The organism is Blastomonas sp. CCH1-A6 (assembly GCF_001556365.1).
In the GTDB taxonomy this organism is placed as follows: domain Bacteria; phylum Pseudomonadota; class Alphaproteobacteria; order Sphingomonadales; family Sphingomonadaceae; genus Blastomonas; species Blastomonas ursincola.
Genome location: NZ_LSIS01000370.1, coordinates 1 through 24,548 on the forward strand (window position 1 = coordinate 1; position 24,548 = coordinate 24,548).

Below are 24,548 nucleotides of genomic sequence, written 5' to 3' on the forward strand. Positions count from 1 at the left end.
CCGCCATATCCCCCTTGGGGTAAGTGTAGGTTGAACTGCTCGACTGCGCGCTCGGCTCGGCCGCTGCCGCATTGCTCGATGCCGCGGGCTGCGCCGTGCGGGCCGAGCTGGCGGTTGTCCGCGCGACAGCCGCGCTCGGCTCGGGGACGCTGGTCACCGTCGTCTTGGCGACCGGCGCGGATGTGGGTGTGGGGGTCGGGGTGGGCTTGGGGGTCGTGTCGCTGAAGTAGGTGTAATCGCCCAGGCCGTAGAAGTCGCCGACGCCCTGCTGGGCCTGCTGGGTGGACTGGACCTGGGCGAGCGCCTGCGCTGCCAGAACCGGCGCCAGAAGACCGATCAGGATGCGGCCCCCCCGCATGGTTCAGGGATTCCGGCCGAGGTTGGCGAGCGCGGTCCGCGCGACCAGCGCGCCGGGACCGTTCTCGCCCGCGAACGTCTCCAGCGCGTAGCGCACCGTGACATTGCCCTCGATGCGATCGAACGGAGGCGGCGTCGTCTTGCATGTGAGGCCGTCGCACGGCGTGAAATCGCTCGACGAGACCACCATCGTCGGGACCGCGGTCACGTCGAACGCGCGGAACAGGCGCGGGTCGATCCCGATCGAGGCGAACTGCTGGTCCTTCTCGACCACCCTGGAGAGCGCGGCGATGAACGCCTTCCCCGAATTACCGGGGAAGCCCCGGAACACCACGACACCGCCAGCGGCCGAGGTATCGGCGATGATCCGCTTCAGCGCCTGTTCGGGCATCGAGGTGGACACGAACACCATGAACTGCGGCGCAGTGCCCTGGTTCTCCTTGAGGTTGGCGGACGCGGCGTGGATCATCTCGTCGAAGTCGACCGCACCCGCCGGCCCCGTGGGCAGGCTCGCCTTGTCGATCGTGCGCATCTGCTCCAGCGCGACCGCCTGCACGGTCTGCGCATCCTTGCGGAACGCGTCGCCGCGCCGCTCCACCTCGTTCACTAGCGCGGTCGCGTCCTGTTCGGACTTGGCCGATCGCGCGCGGATCGCGTCGAGATCGAGCCCCTCGACGGTCTGGGCGAGAACGGCGCAGCCGGTGCCGATCGAGGCGATGGCCAGCGCGGAAAGGAGGAGCTTCTTCATGTCAGGTCCTCACAGCATGCAGCAGTTGCGCTTGCGCCAGAGCAGGTAGCCGAAGTCCTCGCCCTTGACGGGGAAGGCCCGGCCCGCGTCGGGCGGGAGCGTCGTCGCGCCGATCGGCGAGCAGGCATATTTGCCGCTCACCGTGGGCGTCGGGTTGGTCATCTGGATGCGGTATTGCGACTTCTTCAGGATCGGCATGACGTACTTGTTGCAGAGCGCCTTCGATCCAGCGGTGCCCCAGGCCAGCCCCTGCCGGTGCATCTTGAACAGGAGCCGCTCGGCCGCGAGGCGCGAGGACTGGACCGGCGAATTATGCGCCGCGATATTGCCGTTCATCGGGAACATCGAGCCGTTGCAGCCCGAGCACCAGAACATCGGGTCGATCGGCAGCTTCGCGCTCGCCGCGACGCAGTCGGCCGCGCAGGCGGCGACCGCGATCGGATTGTTGAACAGCGCGACCTCGGGATTGATGAGCGTGGTCAGCACGTCGTCGTTCCAGAGCGGATCGATCTCGGTCATATAGGCGACGTCGAACGAGGCTTGCTCGAAACACAGGAAGTCGGTCAGGATCTCCATCCAGTAGAGCAGCGGGTAGACGTAATAATGCGCCTGCCAGTTGGCGCTGTTCTGGGTCGTACCGCCCGCGATCTTCGGCCCGGTATACTGGCCCTGCCCGATATCGAGCCCCGGATTGAGGCGAAGTCCGCCGAGATTCGGGAAGCACCACGGCTTGGTGGTCACATCGACGAGCCGCGCCGGTTCCCAGAAGCCGATCGAGATGCCGATGCGCGGGATCGGCGAACCGCACGCACAGACCGGCAGGCTTGGGTTCTTGGTATCGGGTCGGCTCCCCGGCCAGATGTGCGCGCCGCCCACCGACAGCGGGAACAGGCACGACCAGCAGACGTCGGTGATCGGGTTGACGAACTTGCCGGTGCAGTTGGCCGGGAGCGCGCTCGCCGGCGCCGGCAGCAGCGCGAACGCGGCGATCATGCCGAGCAGGGTGAGCAGGCGGCGGATCATGCGCCGGGCTCCTCGGAGAAAGCGATGACCAGGGGCACCATCCGGGCGCGGTCGCGTCCATCGAAGCTTATCGACTGATCGGCCAGCGCGCGCACCAGCGCACGGCGTTTGCCAACCGATATCGTCCGCCCGCTTTCGGCAAGGACGACATCGATTTCGTTTCCGATCGACGCGGCGGTCACCGGATCGGCACGGCCCCCGAGAAGCCTTCGTACGAGGGACTCGATCTCGCAATGCACGCGGGACAGGAACAGCAGCGCAGGGACGCTCGAGAGCAACGCCACGGTCGCGATCGATACGACCATCGACAAGGCGACGACGGGAAAGAACATCCAGGCCGGGAACAGCGCGAATATGGCGAGAACATATGTCCACCCGAAGCCGACTGCCGCGACACACAGAAGCGCGTAGCGCGCGATCAGGCTGATGCGCTCAGTCGTCATGCCCTGCCCTCCCCGTCCGGCTGCGCCGCGAGGCTTGCGTCAAGGAAAGCGTTATCGGCCCGGTTCTTGGCGATCACATACACCGGCACCAGCACGACCAGCGCCAGCACCAGTCCGGCAAGCGCGCCCCCTGCCCCGGCGCCGAGCACCGCGCGCAGCGGCTGCAACGCGCAGATGGCGATCGCCAGCCCGATCGCCGACCACAGGATCGCGAGCCGCATCGCCTTGAGGGCCGGCGTCTCGGGCGCGGCCATCGGCGTCCTGAGAATATCGAGCCACATCATGCGCCCGCTCCCGACATCTCGATCTCGCTGATCTTGAGCACCTGGCCCGCCGGTTCGACCACGGCGGGGACGCGCGCGATCCCGAAATGGCTGGTGAGCTTGCCCTGCTGGTCGAAGAAGAAGCGGCGCTTCTTCTCGCCCATGCGGTTGAACGGCGAGCCGGCGACGAAGATGATCTTGGCATTCTGCGCGGTCCACCGCTTCAGCGCCCAGTCGACCTGCGCATCGTCGCGGCCGTCGATAAACACGAGGTCGGTCTTCATCGCGACGAACGACAGCGGATTGACCCGCTGCCCGGCGCGCGCGACGAGCCGGCCCTTCTGGTCCTGGATGTCCTGATCGAGCACGATCGTCGGGTCGAACGTCCAGCTGCGGCTCTCGCGCACCGCGCCGATGCCGGCGACGGGGATCGGGTTGCGGACACGTTCCTCGGTTTTTTCACGCAGCGCCGTCTGCATGCGCTCGATGCCGCCATTGGCCTGCAGCGTCTTCAGCCGGGTATCGATCGTCGCCAGCAGATCCGGCTCGGCGATCGCCCAGGTCTGGCCCATCACGCCGTGATCCTTTGCGAGCGCGCCCTGCACGATCGGCCAGGACGACGAGGCGACCAGCGCCACGCCCAGGGTTCCGCCGAAAAGGCCCGCGCGCCGGATCACAGGATCGGCGTCCCGGTGCCGATGATCTGCTTCGCGCAGGCAAAGCCGATCTCGCCGTAGCGGCTGTCGAACCCGTCGGGGTGTGCGGTGCCGACATAATAGCAGCCCTCGGGAACGCGCCCGACCGGTCCCGGCGTCAGCACCTCGCCGAAGCGCGAGCGCGGCTTCATGTGCGCGACGCGGACGCCGTCGACATAGACCCATTTCCCGCGATGCTCGACCAGCGCCCCGGCCTCGCCGATCACGCGCTTGCCGAACGGTCCCGAATCCGGTCCGAAGTGGCGGCGCACCAGCTCGCCCTCGGGCGGCGCGAAGAACACATAGTCGCCCTTGGCGGGCACGCGGCCGCGCTGGATGAAGAACGCCCAGTTGGGGAGGCTCTCGCTCGCGTTTATCATGAAGGCGTGCGTCTCGCGCCACGCGGCGATCGAGTTGTAGCCGCCCCACACGATCCCGAGCAGCGCGACCGCGCTCCACTGGCGGACCCGCTTGACGATCAGCGCCTTGCGGGCCGCGCGGTCCCCGGCGACGTCAACCGCCGTGGGAGCCGCATGACCGACCCGCGCCAGCGCCTCAGTTGCCGCTGCCATCGACCCCTCCCGGCGCGGACTGGGTGACCGTCGCCTCGACCGGCGAGACCGGCGCAGGCCCGAACGGCGAAGCGGTCGGGACCGCCGCCCCTGGCGCGGCCGGCGCGACGTTCCCGGAGGCTTGGGGAAGCATCGCACCGACCGCGGGACCGGCCGGGGTGTTCGGCGCGGCCGCGGGGAGCGGCACGCGCGCGAAGACCGCGCGGCGGATCTGGTCGGTGATATCGGGGACGTTCTTCGAGAGGACCGCCTCGCCGACGAGGACGGTGGTGCCGCTCGCGCCGACCTTCTTCATCTCGTCGTCGAGCGCGGACATGAAGGCCTGGGTCTGCGCGGCCACCTGTTGGGGCTGGCCGTTACTGTGGCTCTGCGCCTGGACATATTCCGAGACGATGCCTTCGAGCCGGACGCTCGCCATCGGCACGGTCGCGGGCGGGGCAAGGAGATGCTTGGTCACCCACGCCCCCCAGAGCAGTACCGCGACCGCCAGCGCGACCGCGACATAGGCGATGACGGGCAGGCCCTGCGGCTTGCGGCGATCCACCTTGTCCGCGACCGGACGGCGCGGTGCCGCACCGGCAGCGTCATCACGGGGTGCCGGGGCCGGAGCGGACGGTTGCACCGCCGCGGACGCGACCTCGGGACGATCGAGAACATCAACCATGACGGGGGCCTTTCGTGGAAGTGATGATCGCGCCGAGCAGGCGCACGCGGGTCACGGCGACGATGCCGAACGCGACCAGCCACACGACGAACAGCTGGTCGCCGAACGCCGCGCGGCGTGCCTGGTCGGCCGCGACGAAGCGCGTGCCGAGGTTGGCGACCTGCGAGAAGAAGCCGAGCGCGGTGAAGTCGCCTAGCATCAGGAAGAACAGGATCGCGACGCCGAAGGTCGCGAGCAGCGTCATCGCCATCCAGCCCGACACCCGCAACAGGATGTAGCAGGCGTCGCCGATCGCGCGCGTGCCCGTGCGTTTCCAGTCGGTCGCGGTCGGCGTACGCCAGTCGCGCTCGTGCGTGAAGGCGTTCATTCCGCCGCCTCCACCCAGGGCTCGCCCGGAGGATTGTCGCGATATTCCTCGGGGAAGGCGACGCGTTCGATCGCCTCGTCCATCGAACAGCCGAGGTCGATCAGATGCTCGATATCGGCGAAGGTCTGCGGGCTGGAGGAATAGAGCGTCGCCGAATATTTATCGAGGACGAGCCGCCCGACCGCCATCGATTCCGGCCCCTTGATGAGGATGTCGGAATATTCCGCGCCGTTGCGCTTCAGCGAACGCAGCAGGCTTTCGGTGTAGGGGTCCATGTCGAAGCGGCCGTGCTTCTGGAAGTCCGAGATCGTGTCGGGCTTCTGCATCAGGATGACCGACCAGTCGGAGTTCTCCAGCGCCGCGAGGCTCCCTTCCGACTTGTAATAGTCGTTGAGGCTCTGCGTCGCGGTGATGAGCGAGGCGCCATATTTGCGGCAGGTTCGGCTGTAGGTCTCGACGAAATCGGCCATCGACCCACCGCGCAGCATCTGCCACGCCTCGTCGATCAGCAGCGCCTTGGGGATCTGGCGGTCCATCCGGCGCATCGTCTGCGACGACATGAACATGATCGCGGTCAGCACGACCGAGCGCAGTTCCTCGCGGCTCGACAGGTCCGAGAGTTCGAACACCGTTAGCGCGTTCGACATGTCCACCGACGCCTCACCGGTGAAGAAGCTGCCGTAGGTGCCCTTTCCCGAGAACGGGAACATCGCGATCGCGAGATCCGTCCCCTGCACAGAGCCGTCGGAGCCGAGCGCCTCGATCACGTCGTCGACGCACCCTCCCCTGCCCTTGGCCTCCCACACCTGGTTGACCGCACGATCGATCAGACCGCGCTCGGTGTCGTTGAGCTTGTCGATGTGACGGCCCATCTGCCCGATGATCGACTTGAGCATCGCCAGCGCGTCGACGAGATAATCCTCGTCCTGCGCCACCAGCGTCTCGTCGATCATCGAGAACGGATTGAGGCTGAACCCGTCGCGCAGGCGAAACTCGACGAAGTTGCCGCCCAGGCTCTTGGCCATATGCTCGAACGAGCGGCCGTCATCGATCACGATGATCTTGGCGCCCACGCCGGCGAACGCCGCGCACAGCTCTTGCAGCGCGACCGACTTGCCCGAGCCGGACTTGCCGAACACCGCGACATTGTGGTTGCCGGCCTTGTTCTCGAACGGCGACCAGAAGAAGGGCTGGCCGCGCCGCCCGATGAACATCAGGTGCGGCAGATGCCCGCCGAGATACTCGCCCTGGATCGGCAGCATATTCGCCGCGGTCGAGGTCAGCATCGTGCGCAGCCGCTTCATGCGCTTCAGGTCGCTGTCGAGCCCGTTGCCGAGCGTCATCGGCAGACACGACATGAACGCCATGATCTGGAGGAACCGCTCGTCGAGCAGGTCCCACCCGGCCGCCTTGTACATCGACTTGACGGTGCGCTCGTTAGCGTCCCCCTGCCCCTTCGGGCTGATGATGCCTACCGCATAATAGGCCTGCACCAGCTTCTTGCCGAGACGCAGCTCCTGGGTGACATGCTCCCATTCGCGGCTCTGGTCCTTCAGCTGCGGGAGCAGCCGCGCCGACTTCGAGTCCGCCAGGCTCGACGTACGCATGAACTTGTAACCGGCCTTAGACGAGGCGGCCTGTTCGTCCTGGTAGCACAGGCATAGCGACGTGAGAGTCGGGCACCCCGGGCGCAGCTTGTCGGAGAACATGTCGCCGATCAGCTTCTGCACGTCCCACGGCGCCCAGCGGTTCGGCAGGTTCCTGACCGAGAAGAAGCGATAGTCGAACGTGTCGGGCCGGATCTCCTGATACTGCGTCTCGCCCGACAGGTTCGTCACCGCGCGCAGCGGCTCGACCGATACCAGCAGGCGGTCGGCCTGGACGACGGTCTGGACGTCGCGCCGCACGCATTGGTCGGCGATCGGATCGAGTTCTGAATATTCCGAGACGTGGTCGGAGACGTCGAACGCCGGCGCGGTGATGTCGTCGATCAGCGCGATCAGATCGACCGGCTTCAGCCGGGTTGCCGGCATGTCGATCGACTGCAGCGTCGAGACGATGCTGTCGCGGACGCCGGTCAGCTCCTCCGGTGTCGCCTTCCCGCTACGGATCGAGACCGACAGGAAGATGCGATGGTTGCGGACGTGGAACGGTCCGTCCTTCGACATCGATACCCATGCGCCGTGACGCAGGAACGCCGACCGCCGCTCGGCGATCTTGCGATGGATGCCGCCCGCCTTGTAGCGCGGCAGCGCATATTGCGCGATCAGCGCGCCCACACGCGGGCTCTGGAATGCGAGCAGCTGGACCCGCGCGCTGGGCGGGACGCTCTCGGACAGCATCTGCGCGATGATCTCCCCGGTGCGCTCGTCCGCACCCATGAGCGGCGCGAGTTCCAGCGCGAACGCGATGCTGTCGGTCTGGTAGAACAGGTCGTGCCGCGCGTCGTAGCTGCGATACGGCAGCCACTGCGACAGCATCGGCGCGCCATGCGAGGGTGTTCCCTGGTCGGGTGCGCGCGTATCGCCGAGCAGGCGGGCTATGAAGCCGGTCTTCGCCATGACGATCAGTCCTCCACGCGCGGCGAGAAGGTCGCTGGGCGGTTACCCGGCGTGCTCGACGCGAGTTCGGGCGAAGCCGGCTTCTGCGTCGCGGCGATCGGCACACCCTTGCCAGCAGCCGCGTCGCGCGCCCTGGCCCGCGCGGCCGCGACCGCTGCCGCACTTGGTGCGCCGACCGCGCTCGCCGCACCTGCGGCCGCTGCCGGGGCGGCGACCTGCGCGACCTCGGCGGGCACCGGGGGAAGCGCGGCGATCGGCGCGCCGAGCTGCGAGAGGATCTCGGGGCTGACGTTGAGCGTCTGCGTCGCGGCAAGCGCCGAACCGTGGCCGTCGGTCGCCGCCAGCCACTGGCCGTTGTCGACCACCGCCTGCACGACCGCGGTCTCGTGGAAGCGCCCAGCCGCGTCGACATGCGAGGGGAACACGATCCGCAACACCTTCTGCGGCCCGACCCCCGCCGCCTGCGCCGGCACCGGCGTCGAGGCATAGGCGATCCGCTGCGTTCCCCCGCTGTTGCGCGCGGGTGCCTGGTACGGGCCTGCCGGATGATAGCCGCTGTCGCCGGTGATCTCGGCCAGCGCCTTGTCATCGATGACGGTCGCCGGCGAGCAGCTGCCGCCCTCGGGCGCGCCGCACGCGAACTTGCCCGAGATGTTGGTCCCCAGCGTGGTGCAGCTGGCGAGCAGTCCCAGGCTCGCGGTCGTCGCCAGCGCCGCAATACGCTTCGCGCGGGCGTGCGGGCGATAGTCGGAAACCGGGCAGGCCGGCAGGCGGATCACGGATCGGGTCACGACTTGGCTCCCTTCAACCATTCGACGAGCTGGGCCTTGGGCCTGAAACCCTCGATCACCGCCCCGTCGGAGCGGACGATGACGGGCGTCCCGTTGATGCCGTGCGCCTTGGCGAACGCCTCGTTCTCATCGAGACCGCTGGTGTCGCACTTCGGGCCTGCCGGGACCGGGTTCTGCGCATAGGCCGCGCGGACCGCCGCATGACGATCGCGGGCGCACAGCACCTGGTTGGCGATCTCGCGGCTTCCCAGCACCGAGATCGGGCGCTCGATGACGCGCACGTTCATCGTCTCGAGCGCCTGACTGAGCGCGCGGCAGTAGCCGCAGTGGAAATCGGAGAAGACGGTGACCGTCTGCGTGCCCGAACCCCACACGATCGCACCCTTGCTCGACAGCCGCGTCACATCGAGCGTGCGGGCGACGGCGGGCTGGGTCGTGACTCGCGCACCCGCCCGCGCCGCGCCGGCCTCGGGCGCATCGGGCGTGGCATTGGCCTTCGCCGCGCCGCCCACCAGCATATCGGGATTGAGCGCGAGCAGCTTGGCGGCGGTCAGATCCTGCCGCGTCTCCATGTCATAGACGCGGCCGATGACGAGATAGCGCGCCGACTTGTCGACGTAGAACAAGTTCGCACCCGCCACGACCTCGCACAGCCCGTCGACCTTGGAGCAGTCGATCGCATCGACCTTGGTCTTGGGAAGCCGCTTCTGCAGCGCGACCTGGACCTGCGCGCCGATCGGCGCTTCGGCCGAGCCGGTCAGCAGCATCGCCGCCCCCGCCATCGCGCCGATCATGATAGTATTTGCCATGTGACCGCCTCCTTCCGGGCTCAGTTCTGGATGAAGACGCCTTCGAGGAAGACGATCTCGACATCGATGCCGGTCGGCATCTCGATGATGGGCTGGTACTGTTCGGCGCGCTCGATCAGGTATTTGGAAACTGTTCGACCGCTCTCGTCGGCGCCGCCGCCCAAAGCGCGCAAACCGACGTTGCCGATGCTCGGGGTGCGATTGATCCCTCCTTTGCCGTCTGTCTCGAAGGTTGCGAGTGGCTGGTTGAAGGCAGTGTTCAGCGCATTGCCTGCACCACCTACAAGCCCGGCAAAGAAAGCTTGCATCGCCAAGGAGCCCTCGCGACTGACGACACGGCCGCGCACGCCGGTCTTGCCGGCGAAGCTGATGAAGCCCTTCACGTCCGACACCGCGAACCGGCCATTGGCCTGCGGACAGGTCATCCGCTGCAGCTTCACATAGACCTTCTCGGAAGAGAGATCGCCGCGCGCCGCGCCGTTGATGACGCAGCCTTCGATCCGCGTCGTGAGCAGCTTGCCGTTCTGGTAGACCGAGCGCGCCGGGCCGGTGATGCGCAGGATCACCGGCAGCGGATCGGTCTGCGACTGCACCCCCGCCGAGGCGTCGACGCCGACGATGACCTTCGCCTTCGCGATCGAGTTGGGCGGCAGGTAATTGGGGCTGTCGGTGTAGCTGGTCGTGCCACCCGAGATCCGAGTCGCGGTGCCCGAGGGGCCGCCCTCGAACGACACCAGCTTGATCGAGCGCGACTGCGACACCGCAGCCGCTGCCGCCTCGCCCGCCGTCATCGGCGCGCCGGGAGTGCGGTAATTGGGCTGGCCGGGGCCATACATCTGCGTCGGAGCCGGCGCGGCCGGCGCGGCGTTACGCTGCGCGATCTGCTGGCGAAGCTGGTCGTTCTCCTGCTGATAGGCGCTCATGACCCGCTGGCCATCGCTCGCCATCGACTGCTTCTCGCCCTGGAGCGCGGCGATCTGCGCCTGCAACTGCTCCATCTGCGCGCGCTGGCCGTCGACGCCCTTCAGCTGATTGTTGATCGACTGCATCTGCGCTTCGGATGCGGCCTGCCATTCACGCTGCGACATGTTCCGGTTGACCATGTCGTCGGTGGTGATCTTCACCTCCTTCCCGTCGGTGCCGACCGGCTTCAGCTTGGCATCGTCGCCCATGACGTACCAGGAGCCCAGCACCAGCGCGACGGCGCCACCACAGCCGAGGTAGAGCAGCTGCTTCTTGCGGACGGCATCGTTGCCGGCCATCAGCTCGCTGTCCCCGCCCTCCTCCGGCTCGGTATCGAGCTGCTTGGCACGGTTACGCTGGAAGATGTCCTTGAGGCTCATGGCCGCACTCCGTTGGCGAGGCCCGAAGGCGTGACGATATAGGCGGTGGTGGCTTCACCGGGCTTGAGGTTGGGGTTGGCGACCGAGACCGCGATCGCGTTCGACGGTGCGATCGTTCCCTCGCCCAGCGCGACCGGAACCTTGCCCCGGTTCTCGATCCTGAGCGTGCGGCCTGCGAGGCTGGCGCCGCGATACTCGGCGACCATCTGGACCTTGAGCGAGCCAATCATCACCGGGTCGGTGACCGCGGGCCTGACCTCGAACCCTTCGAGCGGCGCGGACTGGAACATCGCCTGGACCAGCGTGGCGGACGCCTCCTGCGGCGATGCCGCGACGGCCGCGACCTGCGTTTCCGCGGCGCCACCGATATCCTTATTCTCGACGAACACCTGCTGCGCGTCGTCACCGGCGAGGCGGCACGAGAATTTGTAGACATAGCCCTTCGACGTGGTGCCGAAGAACGACACGTTCGGCCGAGAATAGGCTTCCGGGACCGACACATAGATGTCGCCCCGGGTCGGTTCGTTGACCACGGTGAAATCGTCGGTATCGACCCCGGTGGTCAGCTTCGAGACGCTGGCGAAGCGATCGTCCTTGAGGCTGACGCGGGTCAGCCCCGACTTCGACATCGTGCAGGCGACCTCGCTGTTGTCCTTCGCCAGCACATGCTCGTCGGCAAAGGCTGGCGCGGCGAGCACCATTCCGCCCGCGACGATCATCCCTGCCCCGATCAGGCGCGATAGCGAACACAGGCGCGATGCGAAGGCGGTCCCGCCCCCGATCAGCCCGACTGCGACCCAGGCGGTCATGCGTCGTCTCCGATGGTTGCCGCGGCGTCCTTGTCGGCCTTGGTGACCATCCCGAAGCCCTTGAGCTGGAGAGTCAGGCCGCGATACGCCCAGTAGAAGCGGAACGTCTTCGGCTCGGCGGTGACCGACTTCGAGCCGACGACGGTGTGCAGCGTGCCGGTCACTTCCGAGGTCAGTTTCTCGGTGTCGACCTTCATGCCGGCGAGCGTGAAATACTGGCTGATGCTCGATCCGCGCTGCTCGTTGAGGATCTTCATCAGGTCGCGCTTGAGCGAACCATGTGCTTCCGGCGTGGCGATCGCCAGGATCGAGTCCATCCAGTATTCGAGATTTTCGGGCGAGCGGTTGAGCGTCATCAGCGCGGTGTCGCGCGTGACCATCTCCAGATACTGCTCGCTGACCCCGCTCGACGAGAGCGTCAACGGGGAGCGGACGATCGGCTGCAGGACGATCTCCCGGTCACGGGTCGCGCCGACCAGGAACAGCAGCACCACGAGGCCCGCGAGGACCAGCGCGACGATGCCGAGCATGTTGCGCTGCTTGAGGACGCGCTGCGACTGCGCGAGACCGACAGAATAATCCATTTAGCCCACCATCACGCGAAGGTGGGAGGGCGGTGTCGCCTTCAGCCCGGTAAAACTCGACGGCAGGTGCCAGTAGGCCATGTGGAGAATCCACGACGTGGCCTTGCCGGCTTTGAGTTTCCGAAAACCCCACCAGCCGAGCAACGAGACCATCAGTCCGATCACGACGTGCTGCGACAGGATCCCCCAGATGAAGGGGATCGCCATCGCGAGGAACTCGTCCAGCGTCCAGAAGCCGATCAGCTCCGGGTCGTCGAGATGCGAAGGGATGGTGTACCGGTCCATAAGCTAAGCCGCCCTCCCAGCGGTTGATCCAGCCGACGCCTCAGATCGTCGCGGTGACGGTCGAGGTGACGATCGGGATACCCGTGCCCGCGCCGACGCCGACGGCGACGGGAACGGCCACCTGGCCCAGGCTGAAGCGGCCCGACGCCAGCGCGACGATGCCGCCCGCGAGGCTCATGACGGTGATGATCTTGCCGCCCGAGCCCTCGAGGAAGTCCGTGAACTTCGTCAGCGCGGTATTGAACGTCGTGTCGGCGCCGGCGAACGCCGCCGACGCGCCCAGGACCATCACCATCGCGATGATCGCCAGACCGAGAAGGACACCATTGATCTGGCCACCCTTCGGCATTGAAAGTGCAGACATGCTCTTTCCCCTTGGAAGACGAAGCACAAGCGCGTCGTCTCCCTAAGGATTTCGCAAGTATTGACCCTCGACAAGACGGAAAAAAATTACCGTATCGACTTTGACTGCGGGAAAGACCGACTACGCATTTCCGCCAAAAAACTGACGCGATGGGTCTGCAGACAAACATAGAGCAGGTAATTTTTTTACCACCTGCGGAATTTTTTTACCGCCTTCGTTGCGAAACTGGAATGACCACCCCCGGTCGTGCGGCAATGATTGATTGCTCGAGAAACTATCAATCCAGATGGTATGCGCTCGCCCGCACTCGGGTTATCCGTTCCCCATGTCGAATGTGATCTACGCCTTCCGGGTCAGCGATGAGCTGTTCCGTCTCACAACAGAAGCGATCAGAACCCGGTCGCTGGCAACGCGACGGTTTGAGACCGTTTCCTCTACCGCCCTGTATGGACTGGAGAAATTCTTGGATATGCCGGATTTCGAGCTGATGCTCGAACGCGCCTCGACGATCGAGGACAATGGTGAAAACCGGGTCGGTTTCCGCATTCAGATCGATCAGAAGGCGCTTTTCCAGGCCGCGCGGGACAGGGCCACTACCGACCCCACCACCCCTGCCACAGCGCGTTTCCTGCTCACCGTGTCGATGCTGTGCGTCTTCGATTGTGCGATTCGTCGAGAAGTTCCGACTAACGCTAAAAAAAATATTGACAGCCTCTCGGGCTATAACCGTATATAGCGCCCAGAAGGGGGGTCGTCATGACTGACCAGAGGAATGCAGCAAGCCGACAGACCGAGACAGACTTCTACTATCCGCTTATCATCGAGCAGTGGAATCGCCGTGGCGTAACCAATGTCGAAATGGCCCGGAGACTCGGGAAAAGCGTCAGTCTCATCGGAAAGGTCAAATCCGGTCGCGCCAGCTTTACGGCCGCGATGCAGATAAGGGTCATGGAGATCCTGGAGATCGACCGGCAACGTGCGTTTCTTGCCGCAGTCTGGATGAAGACGCCCCTCGCCTATTTCGATGACAGCTTCGACAAGATCTACCTCGTCACGTGCCGCTTCGTCGAAGCTTCCTGCCCCCAGTTACTGTCGCTCGCCGAGCAGGTGAAAGGCGATGGGCTTGCTCCCGAAGCGATCGAGCGGGTTTTGCAATCCATCCTGATGAACATGCTCAATTCGGTTCCCCCGCCCCGGACCGGAGCAAACTGAACCAATTCCGGTGGTGAACTCCGTTCCCATCAAACGAGCTTTGGAGAGTGACACCTGTTTCGCTTAGAGGGCGATATGGACTCTCAGCCGAAACCCGCGCGGTCGACCCTATCGATGCGCCGCAAAAAAGAACGCGAGGATGCTGCGGGTTACAAGCGGTCCACCTACGCGCTCTCCCCTGCATCGCTGCGAGTCGCGGACGAGATCCAGCGTCGCTATCAACTTGGCTCCCGCGAGGCCGCTATCAACGCACTTCTCGAACTCATCGACCGCGATCTGTTCCTGTGGCACGACATCCTTGTGTCGGAACGGCGATAGAGGCTTCTGATGGATCTGCGCACCAGTCCGCCAGCCGACGAATCGGGTCATGCCATTGTCGATTTTCTCGACGAGCATCGACTGCCGCACAGCCCCGAGAATTACGGCTTCGCTCACACCTATTTCGAAGGTGCTGACGAGGCCCATTTCATGGCCGTCGCCAATCTGATCGACGGCGGTTATCGCCTCCGACAGGAAGACGTGCGAGCAATTTCGGCACCAGCGGATCTCCATGGCACCGCGACGACGATCGGTGAGCTTTCCACGGAGGTCATGCACATCATCGGGGCAACCGCCCAGGAAGCCAATGCCTTCGTCAAATCGCTCACGCTCACCGCGGCCGAACTGGTCTCGACAGACGGCAACATTCACAGCGCGGTCGCTCGGATGACTGCCCAGGCCGAGCGCGCCGAAGAGCGGTTGAAGCAGCTGAGCCTTCAGACGGCGCTAGTCCGCGAGCGCCTACGCTCGCTGGGCGTCGATACCGACATCGATCCTGCTACCTCGCTCCTCAACCGCATCGCGATCGACTCGGTGCTCACCGCCGCACTCGGGCGGGAAGGCCCTACCCTTCTTGCGCTGGTTGCGCTCGATCAGGTCACCTCGATCGGGGCGGCTCATGGGATCGGCGTCGTCGAGCGGGTCCTGCGCGCGCTGGGCCAGACATTGCGGGATCATTGCATGCCGCACCGGGTCGGCCGCTGGGAGGCAAAGCGGATCGCCATCGTGTTCGACAACTGCGACCCCGAAGCCGCCCGCGATATGCTGAACGCAGCCCGCAAGGCATTCTCGAGGCGAAAGCTGCAGCGCGTCGAGAATGAGACGCCGATCGGCGAGGTGACATGCTCGGCGGGTCTCGTACTCGCCCCCAACGCTGTCTCCGAGGATCTGATTTGTCAATCGGCGTCCAAAAAGGACCCCCTATCGGCGTGCAAAAGGGACCCCCTTCGTCGAGCAGCGTGACGGGTATGACGGGCGCTTTGTTCGCGCTGGTTGCGGCGTAGGGCGGGCGTAGCCCGACCGGAGGCGCAACCAGCGCGAAGCGTTCTCTGCCGGTGGTCCTGGGCGTCAACTGCGGTGCTTGAAGCGCCAGCTGTCATTGCCCGTTTCGACGATGTCGCAATGGTGGGTAATGCGGTCGAGCAGCGCGGTGGTCATCTTGGGGTCGCCAAAGACGGTCGGCCACTCGCCAAAGGCGAGGTTCGTCGTGACGATGACCGAGGTCTGCTCGTAGAGCTTGCTGACGAGGTGGAAGAGCAGTTGGCCGCCCGAGCGGGCGAACGGCAGGTAGCCAAGCTCGTCGAGCACCACCAGATCGAGCCGGGAGAGCTGGGCTGCCAGCGTGCCGGCCTTGCCAAGACGCGTTTCCTCCTCAAGCCGGTTCACCAGGTCCACCGTGTTGAAGTAGCGCCCCCGGGCGCCGGCCCGTACCACATTGGTGGTGATGGCGGTGGCGAGGTGCGTCTTGCCTGTGCCCGTCCCACCGACAAGCACGACGTTGCGCCGGCCCGGAAGAAACGAGCCGCTGTATAGCGAGCGCACCAGTCCCTCGTTGATGGGGGTGTCATCGAAGACGAAGGCGTCGAGGTCCTTCACCGCGGGCAACCTGGCGGCCGACATCCGGTAACGGACCGACGCTGCATGGCGGTGCGTCGCCTCGGCACGCAGCAGGTCGGTCAGGACCTCCATGGTCGTGCGCTTGCGCTGGAGACCGGTGGTGACCGCCTCGTCGAAGGCGCCAGCCATGCCCTTCAGCCCCAACTCGGTCATGGCCGTCATCATCTCATGCCGCTGCATGGAGACCTCGCAGGCTGTCATAGCGGTTGCAGTCGGCGCGGGGCGGATGGCGCAGCGCCAGGTCCTCGGGGGTGACAATGGTTAGCGGTCGTGGCGGTTCTCGCCTGCGGGCCAGGATGTTGACGATGACGTCGTCGCTGGCGGTGCCGGCCAGCAATGCTTCGCGCACGGCCGCTTCCACCGCCTCGAGCCCGTCATCGAGCACTGTCGCCAGCACCCGCACGAACCGCCGGTCGGCGTCGTCGCCGGCGCCGAGCTTGCGCCGCAGCCGTGACAGCGCAGGCGGCAACTCCCAGCCCTGGAACGGTGCGCCGTTGCGCAGGGCGCCCGGCTTGGTCGCCAACACCGGCAGATAATGCCACGGGTCGTAGATGGTCCGGTCCCGGCCAAAGAACCGGGGATGGTCGGCGACGACTTCACCGTCGCAGCGCACGAGGATGCGGTCGGCATAGGCACGGACCTGCACAACGCGCCGAACCGTCCGGGCAGAAACGGAGTAGCGGTTGCGGTCGAAGCTGATGAGGCAAGTGCCGCTTACCGCGTGCTCGCTCTCGTGGAAGCCGTCGAAGGGCGCGACAACAGGCTGGAGCACCGCCCGTTCGGCTGCCCATGCCTGGGCGACCGTCAGTTCCTTCCGCTCGGGATGCCGGTGCATGTCGGCCCAGCGCCGACACTCGGCCTCCAGCCAACCGTTCAGCTCCTCGAGGCTGGTAAATCGCAGGCGTGGCTGGAAGAAGCGGCCGCGCGCGGTCTGCACCTGGTTCTCGACCTGACCCTTCTCCCAGCCCGACGCCGGTGAGCAGGCGGTCGGCTCGACCATGTAATGGTTGGCCATGACCAGGAAGCGCCGGTTGAAGACCCGCTCCTTGCCCGTGAACACGCTCGTCACCGCCGTCTTCATGTTGTCGTAGATGCCGCGCGTCGGCACGCCTCCGAAGAAGGCGAATGCCCGCGCATGCGCGTCGAACAGCATCTCCTGTGTCTCGCGGGGATAGGCGCGCACATACATCACCCGTGATGCGCACAGCCGCACATGCGCGACCTTTACACGCATCGGCTTGCCCGAGATCTCGACGTCCTCATGGCTCCAGTCGAACTGATACGCCTCGCCCGGCCGGAACAGCAGCGGGATGAACGCCGGCGCATCCATCACATCGCGACGCCGCGCCTGCCGCCAGCGAGCCGCATAACGCCGCACCGCGTCGTACGAGCCGTCGAACCCCTCGCGTAGCAGCAGGTCGTGGATGCGCGTGAGGCGCAGCTTCTCGCGCCGCGGTCGTGCCTCGTCTTCCTCCAGCAACGCATCCAGTCGCGCCTGAAACGGCCCCAGCTTCGGCAGCGGCTGCACCTCCCGCCGGTAGCCCATGTCCGCCTCCGGCGCCCGGATCGCCTTGCGCACCACCTTGCGCGACAGGTGCAAGTCCCGCGCTATCGCCTTGATGGCCTTCCCCGACGCGTGCTCGCGCCGGATCCTCAACACCGTCTCCAATACCAGCATCCCGATCTCGCCGCCTGACACACGCCAAGCGAACAGCCTAGACCACCGGGATGAGGGGTCCCTTTTCGACGCCGATCACCCCGCTACCGGGGTCCCTTTTCCACGCCGATCCACAGTTCCGGCCCGAGCAGATCGCGGAGGTCATCGACCTGAACGCCATCAGCTGGGTGCGGGTGAACCGCGCGGTGCTCCCGGCCATGCGGCGAGCGGGACGAGGCCTGCTGATCTATACCGGCAGCGGGATCAATCGCCTGCCGGACCCCTTCACCGGCCCCTATGCTGCATCGAAGGCGGCCGGAGACGTGCTGGCCGAGGTGATGGCGTTCGAGACCGCGCGCTATGGCATCGAGACCGTGATCGTTCAGCCCGGGGCCTACACGTCCGGCACCGATCATTTCAAACACGCGGTCGGCCCGGCCGACGTCGGGATCGTGGCACAATACGATCGACTGGCGGGCCTGTCGGATCAACTCGCCGAGCGGCTCGACAGGACTAACCTGCCCGATCGTCGCCACGATGCACAGGAGGTCGCCGAGGCTATCCGTGACATCGTCGCGATGATGCCCGGCACACGCCCGCGCCGTGTCGACATCGATCCGCAAGGCCGCGACGTCACGCGCATCAACGGCGTCACCGCCGAACTTCAACGCGCCTTCTTCGCCCGCATGGGCGTCGAAGACCTGCTGCATCCCGCAGCGCCCTGAAGGGCTCGTCGATCCGACCCGAAACTGTCCTGGAGGCACTGATGATACGTTCCATGATCCTCATCCTGTCTGTCGGCATGGCCCTGCCGGCCGCGGCGAAACCCGTCCGGGAATGCCGGATCCGCATCTTGCGGCCGGTAACGGACGACATGGGCCATCGCTGGTCGGCAGGCAGGCTGCTGCCCGCGACAATCATGCGGCGCGATGCGAACGGCGTATCCTTCTGTGCGCAGGGAGGATCCTGCGTGCCGCGGATGACGCGGAACGGTCGGGCGGCGCAGCTTGTGAATTGCCGACCCGGCAAGGCGCTGGGCAACGGCGACTTCCGCCTCGATCCAAACCCTGCCGTCATGAGCAGGGCCGAAGCCGACAAAATGCGTACGCGTTCCGTGGTCGAGAACAAGCTGTCGACGCTTGGATTTTCGAACGCGGCGAGCGGCACCTGGGCGAATGACTATGCCGCCAATCCCGACTCTGCTCATGGCCGCCTGGTCTCGCGTGCACTTGCCGGGTGGGCGGAGGCGCTGGCGACGATGAAAGCGAAGCTGCCGTGATCGCCCGTTCGATCATAGTCGCCATAGTAGCCATCGTCTGCGCAACGCGGGCTACGACGCAAAGCGTTGCCCCCCGAAGCTTCGCGCCGATCCGAGAGGCATGACGCGCAGGGTGGACGCGTCATCTTTGCGGCGCCGAAGATCGCGAACGTCGTCCATCCGACCGGGAGCGGCGCAGGGGCAATACCGATGGCGGTAATGGCGGTACAGACGGCGGCCCGGCGAAGTCCCGCGAGCCAGTGCGCGATGAAGGCAGGAATGCCGCGAGAGCGAGCCCGGTCAGCCACAGCGTCTTGGTGTCCGACCATTTCCACGGCCATGGCAGTGGCACAAAGGTAAGATTGACGGTCCCCCGGTTTTTTATCCGGGCATGATGCGAGCTTCCGGCCTGCATCCGCCGGGGTAACCCCGGCGGATAGAGCATATTCTGCTGGCGTCAGTCAGCCAAGCGCCGTGTGAGGACGGCTCTCGTTATAGTCCCGTCGCCAAGCCTCGATCTTGGCTCGGGCGTCTGCCAGCGACAGGAACCAGTGGCTGTTCAAGCACTTGTCCCGCAGCCGGCCGTTGAAGCTCTCGACAAAGGCGTTGTCGGTCGGTTTGCCCGGCCGCGAGAAGTCCAGCGTGACGCCGTTCTCATACGCCCAGCGATCGAGCGCCTTCGAGATGAACTCCGGCCCAGTGTCCACCCGAATGGTCTTGGGCGCGCCGCGTATCGCCGAGATCCACGTCATGACCGCCACGACCTGCTCACCCCTGATGCCCTGGTCGACATCGATCGCAAGCGCCTCACGGGTGAAAGCGTCGACAACCGTCAGCGCCCGCAACCGTCGGCCGTCGAACAAGGCGTCCGAGACAAAGTCCATCGACCACATCTCGTTAGGCGCCGACGCCGCGGGCTGGCGTTCGCGATTTGCAGCGCTGACGTTGCGACGAGGACGTCTGAGCCGGAGGCTTAACCCATCTTCCCGGTAGAGCCGATAGACGCGCTTGTGGTTCACCAGCCAGCCTTCCCTGCGCAGCAGGATGTAGATCCGGAAATAGCCGTAGCGCACCCGTGCCGCCGCCAGGTCACGGATGCGCAGCCGCAGCGGCGCCTGGTCAGGCTTATGCGACACGTACCGCACCGACGAGCGGTCGACGCCGGGCGCGAGGCAGCTACGCCGCTCGCTGACGCCGTGGGACGCCTGGACCTGCGCGACGATCTCGCGCCGTCGCCCAGGCGTCAGAGCTTTTTTGCGAGCACGTCCTGCAGGATGTGCTTATCCAGGCTCAGATCCGCGACGAGCTGCTTGAGCTTGCGATACTCGTCCTCAAGCTGCTTGACCCGCCGCAGCTCGCCGCCGCCCAGTCCGCCATACACCTTCTTCCAGCGGTAAAACGTCTGCTCCGACACGCCCATCCGGCGGATGACCTCGGCCACCGGCGTGCCCATTTCCGCCTGCTTCAGCGCAAACGCAATCTGCTCTTCCGTGTACCTCGACTTCTTCATGTCCCGGCTCCTTGCACGCGGGCTTAAAAGGGCCGGAAAACTCTCACTCAAACCGGATGAAAAAACAGGGAGGACGTCAACGCAAGGCCATCGTCATGCGGCCTCCGCCCAGAGGGCTCATTCACCGTTCGGACCGCGGCAGCGAATATTCTTTCGTGGACTTCCAGGCCGGACTGCGTCGCCACGGCATCCGCATCTCCATGTCCGGCAAAGGAAATTGCTACGATAACGCGATAGTCGAGACGTTCTTCAAGACCATCAAATCCGAGCTTGTCTGGCGCACCGTCTTCTACACCCGCGTCCAAGCCAAGCGCGCCATTGCCCGCTATATCGACGGCTTCTACAACCTCGTCAGGCGCCACTCCGCACTCGATTACACCAGTCCCGCGCGGTTCGAACGAACCGCGTCACGCTGAGCGAATGCCTCTTCACTTAAACGAAGCAAGTCTAGTTGCTTTGACAAGGCCACTTGGGGTGTTGCGGACGACAAGTGAAAAGGCAAAGGTTTATCCGTGCTCGATCCCCGACTGAGATATGCCGTTGCGGTCGCGCGAGTCGGCTCGTTCTCCGGCGCGGCCAAGGCTGTCGGCGTGACCCAATCGGCGGTCACGAAGAGTGTCGCCGACCTCGAACAACAGGTCGGTTTCGCGATCTTCAACCGGACATCGCGCGGCGTCGCAATGACGCCGGAGGGCCGCGACTTCATCGATCGGGCCGCACGGCTGCTCGCGGATGCGCTCGATCTGCTGGGAGAGCGAGACCGCAACACCGATCCGTTTGCGGGGTTGCTTCGCATCGGGCTGTTTCCGGGCTCGATCGATTGGTTGATCATGGGGCCGGCGATCGGGCTTCTGAAGCGGCGTGCCAGCGTCCGGATCGAAACGGTTTCGGGAAATAGTGAGCGTGCGGTGCAACTGCTCTCTCGCGGAGATATTGATGTTGCGTTCGGGTTAGAGGCAGCCTTCGCCGGCTGGCCACAGTTCAAGAGCGATCGCATCGCGACGGTGGAAATCCTGCCGTTCGTACGCAAGGACCACCCGATCCTAACGCGCCATCCCGTCGACAAGCAGTCGCTGGCGCGGTTCGATTTTGTCGTTCCGTCCTCTTCCGAACCCTACACCCCGATCATCCAGCAGCTGTATGAGCAGGACGGGCAACGCCCGGAAGATCGCATCCACCTGACCGACCACTTCCCGCTGGTTCGTCAGATCGTCGCCGCGACCGATACCATCGGGCTGGTGGCAAGGGCTTTCACAGCAAGCCGCTGGTTTCGCGATGCGTTCGTACCATTGCTCGACACGGGCTTGCTCGACCCGCTGGTGTTGTCATACGCCGCACGCGCGCGATGGCCGATCAAGCCCGCAGGCAAGGACCTGATCGCGCGCGTGCGCCAAGCGTGGATGCCTAGAAGCTGAGTGCCACCTCTCCGCCGATCACGCGTCCTTTGTTGAGTGGCGACAGGCTGGCGCCGACACCGCCGAACGCCGTAGAGAGTGGGGTGTCGCCGCCATAAGTGACCTCGTTCAGCAAATTGCGGCCATAGATCGAGACGCGCCACACGCGATCGGTCGTCGTGTAGGTCAGGCTAGCGTCGAGCATGTCCGCCGCGGGCAGGAAACCGATATTGTTGTCGGTGAAGCGGGCACTATCACGGTGCGTAAAATCGACGCGTGCGGTCGCGGTGCCGACCGAGCCCAGTCGCTGATCGTATGTGATGCCCGCGCCATAGGTCCAAGGCGAAAGCCGCGGCAGCTTCAGATTGCGGTCGACGTCGTTGATGATCCCGTCGCCGCTGATGTCGAAACGGACGTTGCTGTACTGACCGTGGACGTAGCCCACCTGTCCAGACAGCACGAGATTGGGGAATACGAAGAATTGACCCTCCGCCTCCACGCCCTGGATCTTCGCGTCAGCCGTGTTACGAATGACCTGACTGACGCCGAGCGGACCAGGAACGATGATTTCCCGCTGCAGATTGTCCAGCTGGTTATGGAATGCGGCAAGGTTCAGCCGGCTACGGCCGAACTGCTTCTTTGCCCCGATCTCGAAACTGTCCTGCACCTCCTGATCGAACGGCCCCGGCGGGACGCCCGGGTCGGTATTGCGCAAATTGTATCCGCCGCTGCGGAAACCGCGTGTGTAGAGGCCGTAAACCTGAGTCCGGTCATCCGGCTTCCACTGTAGTCCGATTTTCGGCGTAAAGCTTTTCCAGTCATCGGAATCGACGAAGTTGGTATTGCAGATGAGCGCGGCCAGATTGCACCCGTCCGCCCGCAAGGTGCCCACGCGCACGAACTTGCGTTCCCAGCTGTAACGCCCCCCCAGATTGACCGTCAATGTGTCGGTAAAATGCCAGTCGGCAGAGGCAAAGATGCCCCATGTGGTCTGGTCTTGGGTCCCCCCACCCGAAACGATGCGGGTATTGTTCAGCAGATTGCGACGCTCGGCATACCTCAGATCCTGGGTAAAGTAGTATAGGCCGGTAGTAACCTCGACCGCACCGAATGTCCCGGCATAACGCAGCTCGTTGCTCAATTGCTTCTGCGCAATATTGAAGAAGCCGTTGAAGAACGATTGCGGCGTCCCATCGATATCGGTCGCCGTCCGCGACCGAAACTGACGATAGCCCGAGATATTCGTGATGACGCCGTCGCCCAGGCCGATATCGACATTCGTTTCGACGAGCGCCTGGTTCCAGACCGCCTTGTAGAAGCCCGGGAAGTCAATCGACAGACCAAAGGTGTTGCGTGGGAATACGGCGTGGCTTTGAACCGGGGCGCCGTCGCCATCGACATCGCCATGCTCGAAGCGAATATCCATGCGGAAATCGTCGCCGCCTTTGAAGGAGAGCGCCGGGCGGATGATCAGGTCGCGTGACTTGCCGAAACTCCTGCCGTCAAAGCGGTTTCGGAACCAGCCGTCGTCGTCGCTGTAGTATACCGCCAGCTTGGCAGCCAGGACGTCATCGATCAGCGGTCCCGTCACCATCCCACTGACGGTCTTCTTGAGCCCCGTTTCGACGGAAACCTTGGCATTGGCCCCAAAGGTGAAGCGGGGAAGGGTCGTGCGCATCACCACCGCGCCGCCTGTCACGTTACGGCCGAACAGCAATCCTTGCGGTCCGCGCAGCACCTCAACCCCCTCAAGGTCGAAATTGTCGAGGACGACGCCCGCATTGATCCCCAGATACATGCCGTCGACGAAGACGCCGACCGTAGGGTCGATCGAAGGGATGGTGCTGTTGATACCTAGGCCGCGGATCGTGAAGTTGGCGTAACCAGGCGCAGTGCCAACGCCGTCGAGCTGCACGTTGGGTACATCATAACTCAGGCTCTGGAGGTTCTGCACGAACTTCGCGTCGAGCTGAGCTTCCCCGAATGCGGTCATCGCGATGGCGACGTTCTGCACGCTCTCTGCGTAGCCCCGCTTGGTGGCCGTCACGACGATCTCTTCGGAAAGCGCCTCCGTCGCCGTCGGCCTCGCGGCTTCGGTCTGGCCAGAGGGTTGGGGCTCCGGCGTCGGCGACGCCACCGGTGCCGATTGTGCAAATGCCGATCCAGCCCAAACCAAGGCGACGGACGCGAACAGGCAATGTTTCATGGCCCCATCTCTCCCAAGAATTTATGATTATCGACCAACGGAGTCGCGTGGTCGGACGCGGTCGTCCAATTCAATATGCGGGCAATCTATTCCATCGTGTCATAAGTCGCCGGCTCCTGCCGGGGGTTGGACCGCGGCAAGGCTGTCGTTGATCGTCGTCGGGTATTCGGCATGCGTGAAATCGCTTATCTCGCACCAGTGACGCGCGATGTCGTCAGGCGTGAAATCCGCCATGTCGCCAAAGCGATGGCCCCGTGAGCGCTGCCATCGCAGTTTCGAGACATAGCCGGCGCCCACCTCGAAAAGGCCTTTGGTTTCGCTGCAATCCTCGTGAGCCAGCCAGCCTACCAATGGGCTGATCGCCTCCGGTCGCAGCCGCGTGAGCAAATCTTGCGGGAACACCGTTTCCGTCATCCGCGACGCTGCGATCGGAGCGATCGTGTTGACCCGAATATTCTTGGTGCGGCCCTCCTCCGCCAGCGCATTGGCGAGACCGAGAATGCCGAGTTTTGCCGCAGCGTAGTTGGCTTGCCCGAAATTGCCGTAGATGGCGGCGGCGGACGTCGTCATCACGACGCGGCCATAACCCTTGTCGCGCATCACCGGCCACGCCGCCTGCGTGACAGCGCGCGACCCGTTCAAGGGCTCTGTTGCAAACTCTGACACGGTTTCCAAGATTGGGCTCATGTACTGTCAAG

28 protein-coding genes and 2 pseudogenes are annotated in these 24,548 nt (G+C 65.0%); 8 read left to right on the top strand and 22 right to left on the bottom strand.

Translation table 11 applies throughout. The annotated features are described in order from the left end of the window. The 17 genes and pseudogenes from AX735_RS17305 to AX735_RS17385 form a co-directional block, all read right to left on the bottom strand. Positions 1-358, bottom strand: a pseudogene (locus AX735_RS17305) (conjugal transfer protein TraN); the annotation flags it as partial. Between the two features lie 3 nt (positions 359-361). Beyond that, a complete protein-coding gene (trbC, locus tag AX735_RS17310) occupies positions 362-1,105 on the bottom strand; it encodes a type-F conjugative transfer system pilin assembly protein TrbC (RefSeq protein ID WP_066282717.1) in 744 nt (247 codons plus the stop codon). Positions 1,106-1,114: 9 nt separating this feature from the next. Continuing rightward, positions 1,115-2,128: a conjugal transfer pilus assembly protein TraU gene (gene traU, locus AX735_RS17315; RefSeq protein WP_066282719.1), complete on the bottom strand. Its 1,014-nt coding sequence runs from the start codon at positions 2,126-2,128 to the stop codon at positions 1,115-1,117. Further along, positions 2,125-2,571: a hypothetical protein gene (locus AX735_RS17320; protein ID WP_007406338.1), complete on the bottom strand. Its 447-nt coding sequence runs from the start codon at positions 2,569-2,571 to the stop codon at positions 2,125-2,127. Before AX735_RS17320 ends, traU begins: the two co-directional genes overlap by 4 nt. Then, entirely contained in the window at positions 2,568-2,855 is a 288-nt protein-coding gene (locus AX735_RS17325; RefSeq protein WP_007406328.1) for a hypothetical protein, read from the bottom strand. Before AX735_RS17325 ends, AX735_RS17320 begins: the two co-directional genes overlap by 4 nt. Next, a complete protein-coding gene (gene traW, locus AX735_RS17330; protein ID WP_024310619.1) occupies positions 2,852-3,511 on the bottom strand; it encodes a type-F conjugative transfer system protein TraW in 660 nt (219 codons plus the stop codon). Before traW ends, AX735_RS17325 begins: the two co-directional genes overlap by 4 nt. Beyond that, entirely contained in the window at positions 3,508-4,101 is a 594-nt protein-coding gene (locus tag AX735_RS17335; RefSeq protein ID WP_024310620.1) for a S26 family signal peptidase, read from the bottom strand. The genes traW and AX735_RS17335 overlap by 4 nt, the downstream gene beginning before the upstream one ends. Next, positions 4,085-4,765, bottom strand: a complete 681-nt coding sequence (locus tag AX735_RS17340) for a TrbI F-type domain-containing protein (RefSeq protein ID WP_024310621.1) — start codon at positions 4,763-4,765, stop codon at positions 4,085-4,087. The genes AX735_RS17335 and AX735_RS17340 overlap by 17 nt, the downstream gene beginning before the upstream one ends. Continuing rightward, positions 4,758-5,132, bottom strand: a complete 375-nt coding sequence (locus AX735_RS17345) for a hypothetical protein (protein ID WP_024310622.1) — start codon at positions 5,130-5,132, stop codon at positions 4,758-4,760. Before AX735_RS17345 ends, AX735_RS17340 begins: the two co-directional genes overlap by 8 nt. After that, on the bottom strand, positions 5,129-7,693 hold the full coding sequence (traC, locus tag AX735_RS17350) for a type IV secretion system protein TraC (RefSeq protein ID WP_007406319.1): 2,565 nt from the start codon (positions 7,691-7,693) through the stop codon (positions 5,129-5,131). The genes AX735_RS17345 and traC overlap by 4 nt, the downstream gene beginning before the upstream one ends. 5 nt (positions 7,694-7,698) lie before the next feature. Further along, positions 7,699-8,484 carry a conjugation transfer protein gene (locus AX735_RS17355; RefSeq protein WP_010409254.1) on the bottom strand — a complete coding sequence of 262 codons (786 nt, stop codon included), beginning with the start codon at positions 8,482-8,484 and terminating at the stop codon, positions 7,699-7,701. Then, positions 8,481-9,293, bottom strand: a complete 813-nt coding sequence (locus tag AX735_RS17360; protein WP_066282721.1) for a DsbC family protein — start codon at positions 9,291-9,293, stop codon at positions 8,481-8,483. Before AX735_RS17360 ends, AX735_RS17355 begins: the two co-directional genes overlap by 4 nt. Positions 9,294-9,313: 20 nt before the next feature. Continuing rightward, the gene (locus tag AX735_RS17365; RefSeq protein ID WP_007406327.1) at positions 9,314-10,636 is read right to left on the bottom strand and encodes a TraB/VirB10 family protein; all 1,323 of its coding nucleotides are present in this window, start codon (positions 10,634-10,636) and stop codon (positions 9,314-9,316) included. Continuing rightward, complete coding sequence (locus AX735_RS17370) at positions 10,633-11,445, bottom strand: type-F conjugative transfer system secretin TraK (protein ID WP_066282723.1); 813 nt, start codon at positions 11,443-11,445, stop codon at positions 10,633-10,635. The genes AX735_RS17365 and AX735_RS17370 overlap by 4 nt, the downstream gene beginning before the upstream one ends. Further along, positions 11,442-12,029 carry a type IV conjugative transfer system protein TraE gene (locus AX735_RS17375; protein WP_064312054.1) on the bottom strand — a complete coding sequence of 196 codons (588 nt, stop codon included), beginning with the start codon at positions 12,027-12,029 and terminating at the stop codon, positions 11,442-11,444. Before AX735_RS17375 ends, AX735_RS17370 begins: the two co-directional genes overlap by 4 nt. Then, positions 12,030-12,314, bottom strand: coding sequence for a type IV conjugative transfer system protein TraL (gene traL / locus AX735_RS17380; RefSeq protein ID WP_007406330.1), 285 nt, complete (start codon positions 12,312-12,314; stop codon positions 12,030-12,032). It abuts the gene before it with no gap. A 40-nt stretch (positions 12,315-12,354) separates the two neighbouring features. Beyond that, positions 12,355-12,609: a hypothetical protein gene (locus AX735_RS17385; protein ID WP_371262956.1), complete on the bottom strand. Its 255-nt coding sequence runs from the start codon at positions 12,607-12,609 to the stop codon at positions 12,355-12,357. Positions 12,610-13,003: 394 nt separating this feature from the next. On the opposite strand from AX735_RS17385, the gene AX735_RS17390 reads away from it, so the two are divergent. The 4 genes from AX735_RS17390 to AX735_RS17405 all read left to right on the top strand — a co-directional run bounded on the left by AX735_RS17390 (position 13,004) and on the right by AX735_RS17405 (position 15,171). Beyond that, complete coding sequence (locus AX735_RS17390) at positions 13,004-13,414, top strand: hypothetical protein (RefSeq protein WP_066282732.1); 411 nt, start codon at positions 13,004-13,006, stop codon at positions 13,412-13,414. A gap of 20 nt (positions 13,415-13,434) precedes the next feature. After that, positions 13,435-13,890 carry a helix-turn-helix domain-containing protein gene (locus tag AX735_RS17395; protein WP_066282733.1) on the top strand — a complete coding sequence of 152 codons (456 nt, stop codon included), beginning with the start codon at positions 13,435-13,437 and terminating at the stop codon, positions 13,888-13,890. 114 nt (positions 13,891-14,004) lie between these two features. Continuing rightward, the gene (locus tag AX735_RS17400; RefSeq protein ID WP_010409268.1) at positions 14,005-14,208 is read left to right on the top strand and encodes a hypothetical protein; all 204 of its coding nucleotides are present in this window, start codon (positions 14,005-14,007) and stop codon (positions 14,206-14,208) included. Positions 14,209-14,217: 9 nt separating this feature from the next. Next, the gene (locus tag AX735_RS17405; RefSeq protein WP_066282739.1) at positions 14,218-15,171 is read left to right on the top strand and encodes a GGDEF domain-containing protein; all 954 of its coding nucleotides are present in this window, start codon (positions 14,218-14,220) and stop codon (positions 15,169-15,171) included. 105 nt (positions 15,172-15,276) lie between these two features. Here the strand turns inward: AX735_RS17405 and istB are convergent, their stop codons facing one another. Together istB and istA are read right to left on the bottom strand one after the other, a co-directional pair. Then, positions 15,277-16,005, bottom strand: coding sequence for an IS21-like element helper ATPase IstB (gene istB / locus AX735_RS17410; RefSeq protein WP_017977237.1), 729 nt, complete (start codon positions 16,003-16,005; stop codon positions 15,277-15,279). Continuing rightward, positions 15,992-17,503, bottom strand: a complete 1,512-nt coding sequence (gene istA, locus AX735_RS17415; RefSeq protein ID WP_017977238.1) for an IS21 family transposase — start codon at positions 17,501-17,503, stop codon at positions 15,992-15,994. The genes istB and istA overlap by 14 nt, the downstream gene beginning before the upstream one ends. Positions 17,504-17,553: 50 nt before the next feature. On the opposite strand from istA, the gene AX735_RS17420 reads away from it, so the two are divergent. Then, positions 17,554-18,207, top strand: a complete 654-nt coding sequence (locus tag AX735_RS17420; protein ID WP_017980765.1) for an SDR family NAD(P)-dependent oxidoreductase — start codon at positions 17,554-17,556, stop codon at positions 18,205-18,207. A 53-nt stretch (positions 18,208-18,260) separates the two neighbouring features. Next, positions 18,261-18,761, top strand: a complete 501-nt coding sequence (locus tag AX735_RS17425) for a hypothetical protein (RefSeq protein WP_017980764.1) — start codon at positions 18,261-18,263, stop codon at positions 18,759-18,761. Positions 18,762-19,201: 440 nt separating this feature from the next. On the opposite strand, the gene AX735_RS17430 is transcribed toward AX735_RS17425, so the two are convergent. Beyond that, positions 19,202-20,250 (bottom strand): IS3 family transposase gene (locus AX735_RS17430; protein WP_156002746.1). Its coding sequence is split into 2 segments (ribosomal slippage): positions 19,202-19,998 and positions 19,998-20,250, totalling 1,050 coding nucleotides; the frame shifts between segments, so codons are not numbered across the junction. Positions 20,251-20,330: 80 nt separating this feature from the next. Here AX735_RS17430 and AX735_RS17440 point away from each other — a divergent pair. Together AX735_RS17440 and AX735_RS17445 are read left to right on the top strand one after the other, a co-directional pair. After that, a pseudogene (locus tag AX735_RS17440) lies at positions 20,331-20,666 on the top strand (integrase core domain-containing protein); the annotation flags it as partial. A 96-nt stretch (positions 20,667-20,762) separates the two neighbouring features. Then, a complete protein-coding gene (locus AX735_RS17445) occupies positions 20,763-21,665 on the top strand; it encodes a LysR family transcriptional regulator (RefSeq protein WP_017980760.1) in 903 nt (300 codons plus the stop codon). On the opposite strand, the gene AX735_RS17450 is transcribed toward AX735_RS17445, so the two are convergent. Both AX735_RS17450 and AX735_RS17455 read right to left on the bottom strand, forming a co-directional pair. Further along, entirely contained in the window at positions 21,655-23,850 is a 2,196-nt protein-coding gene (locus tag AX735_RS17450) for a TonB-dependent receptor (RefSeq protein ID WP_020486663.1), read from the bottom strand. The genes AX735_RS17445 and AX735_RS17450 overlap by 11 nt on opposite strands. Before the next feature lie 99 nt (positions 23,851-23,949). Continuing rightward, positions 23,950-24,516: an SDR family NAD(P)-dependent oxidoreductase gene (locus AX735_RS17455; RefSeq protein ID WP_231750161.1), complete on the bottom strand. Its 567-nt coding sequence runs from the start codon at positions 24,514-24,516 to the stop codon at positions 23,950-23,952. Positions 24,517-24,548 lie beyond the last annotated feature (32 nt).

Coding starts and splice junctions, on each gene's coding strand:
- trbC (WP_066282717.1), bottom strand. CDS start 1,105: ATGAAGAAGCTCCTCCTTTCCGCGCTGGCCATCGCCTCGATCGGCACC.
- traU (WP_066282719.1), bottom strand. CDS start 2,128: ATGATCCGCCGCCTGCTCACCCTGCTCGGCATGATCGCCGCGTTCGCG.
- AX735_RS17320 (WP_007406338.1), bottom strand. CDS start 2,571: ATGACGACTGAGCGCATCAGCCTGATCGCGCGCTACGCGCTTCTGTGT.
- AX735_RS17325 (WP_007406328.1), bottom strand. CDS start 2,855: ATGATGTGGCTCGATATTCTCAGGACGCCGATGGCCGCGCCCGAGACG.
- AX735_RS17335 (WP_024310620.1), bottom strand. CDS start 4,101: ATGGCAGCGGCAACTGAGGCGCTGGCGCGGGTCGGTCATGCGGCTCCC.
- AX735_RS17340 (WP_024310621.1), bottom strand. CDS start 4,765: ATGGTTGATGTTCTCGATCGTCCCGAGGTCGCGTCCGCGGCGGTGCAA.
- AX735_RS17345 (WP_024310622.1), bottom strand. CDS start 5,132: ATGAACGCCTTCACGCACGAGCGCGACTGGCGTACGCCGACCGCGACC.
- traC (WP_007406319.1), bottom strand. CDS start 7,693: ATGGCGAAGACCGGCTTCATAGCCCGCCTGCTCGGCGATACGCGCGCA.
- AX735_RS17360 (WP_066282721.1), bottom strand. CDS start 9,293: ATGGCAAATACTATCATGATCGGCGCGATGGCGGGGGCGGCGATGCTG.
- AX735_RS17365 (WP_007406327.1), bottom strand. CDS start 10,636: ATGAGCCTCAAGGACATCTTCCAGCGTAACCGTGCCAAGCAGCTCGAT.
- AX735_RS17370 (WP_066282723.1), bottom strand. CDS start 11,445: ATGACCGCCTGGGTCGCAGTCGGGCTGATCGGGGGCGGGACCGCCTTC.
- AX735_RS17375 (WP_064312054.1), bottom strand. CDS start 12,029: ATGGATTATTCTGTCGGTCTCGCGCAGTCGCAGCGCGTCCTCAAGCAG.
- traL (WP_007406330.1), bottom strand. CDS start 12,314: ATGGACCGGTACACCATCCCTTCGCATCTCGACGACCCGGAGCTGATC.
- AX735_RS17385 (WP_371262956.1), bottom strand. CDS start 12,609: ATGGTGATGGTCCTGGGCGCGTCGGCGGCGTTCGCCGGCGCCGACACG.
- AX735_RS17390 (WP_066282732.1), top strand. CDS start 13,004: ATGTCGAATGTGATCTACGCCTTCCGGGTCAGCGATGAGCTGTTCCGT.
- AX735_RS17395 (WP_066282733.1), top strand. CDS start 13,435: ATGACTGACCAGAGGAATGCAGCAAGCCGACAGACCGAGACAGACTTC.
- AX735_RS17400 (WP_010409268.1), top strand. CDS start 14,005: ATGCGCCGCAAAAAAGAACGCGAGGATGCTGCGGGTTACAAGCGGTCC.
- AX735_RS17405 (WP_066282739.1), top strand. CDS start 14,218: ATGGATCTGCGCACCAGTCCGCCAGCCGACGAATCGGGTCATGCCATT.
- istB (WP_017977237.1), bottom strand. CDS start 16,005: ATGCAGCGGCATGAGATGATGACGGCCATGACCGAGTTGGGGCTGAAG.
- istA (WP_017977238.1), bottom strand. CDS start 17,503: ATGCTGGTATTGGAGACGGTGTTGAGGATCCGGCGCGAGCACGCGTCG.
- AX735_RS17420 (WP_017980765.1), top strand. CDS start 17,554: ATGAGGGGTCCCTTTTCGACGCCGATCACCCCGCTACCGGGGTCCCTT.
- AX735_RS17425 (WP_017980764.1), top strand. CDS start 18,261: ATGATCCTCATCCTGTCTGTCGGCATGGCCCTGCCGGCCGCGGCGAAA.
- AX735_RS17450 (WP_020486663.1), bottom strand. CDS start 23,850: ATGAAACATTGCCTGTTCGCGTCCGTCGCCTTGGTTTGGGCTGGATCG.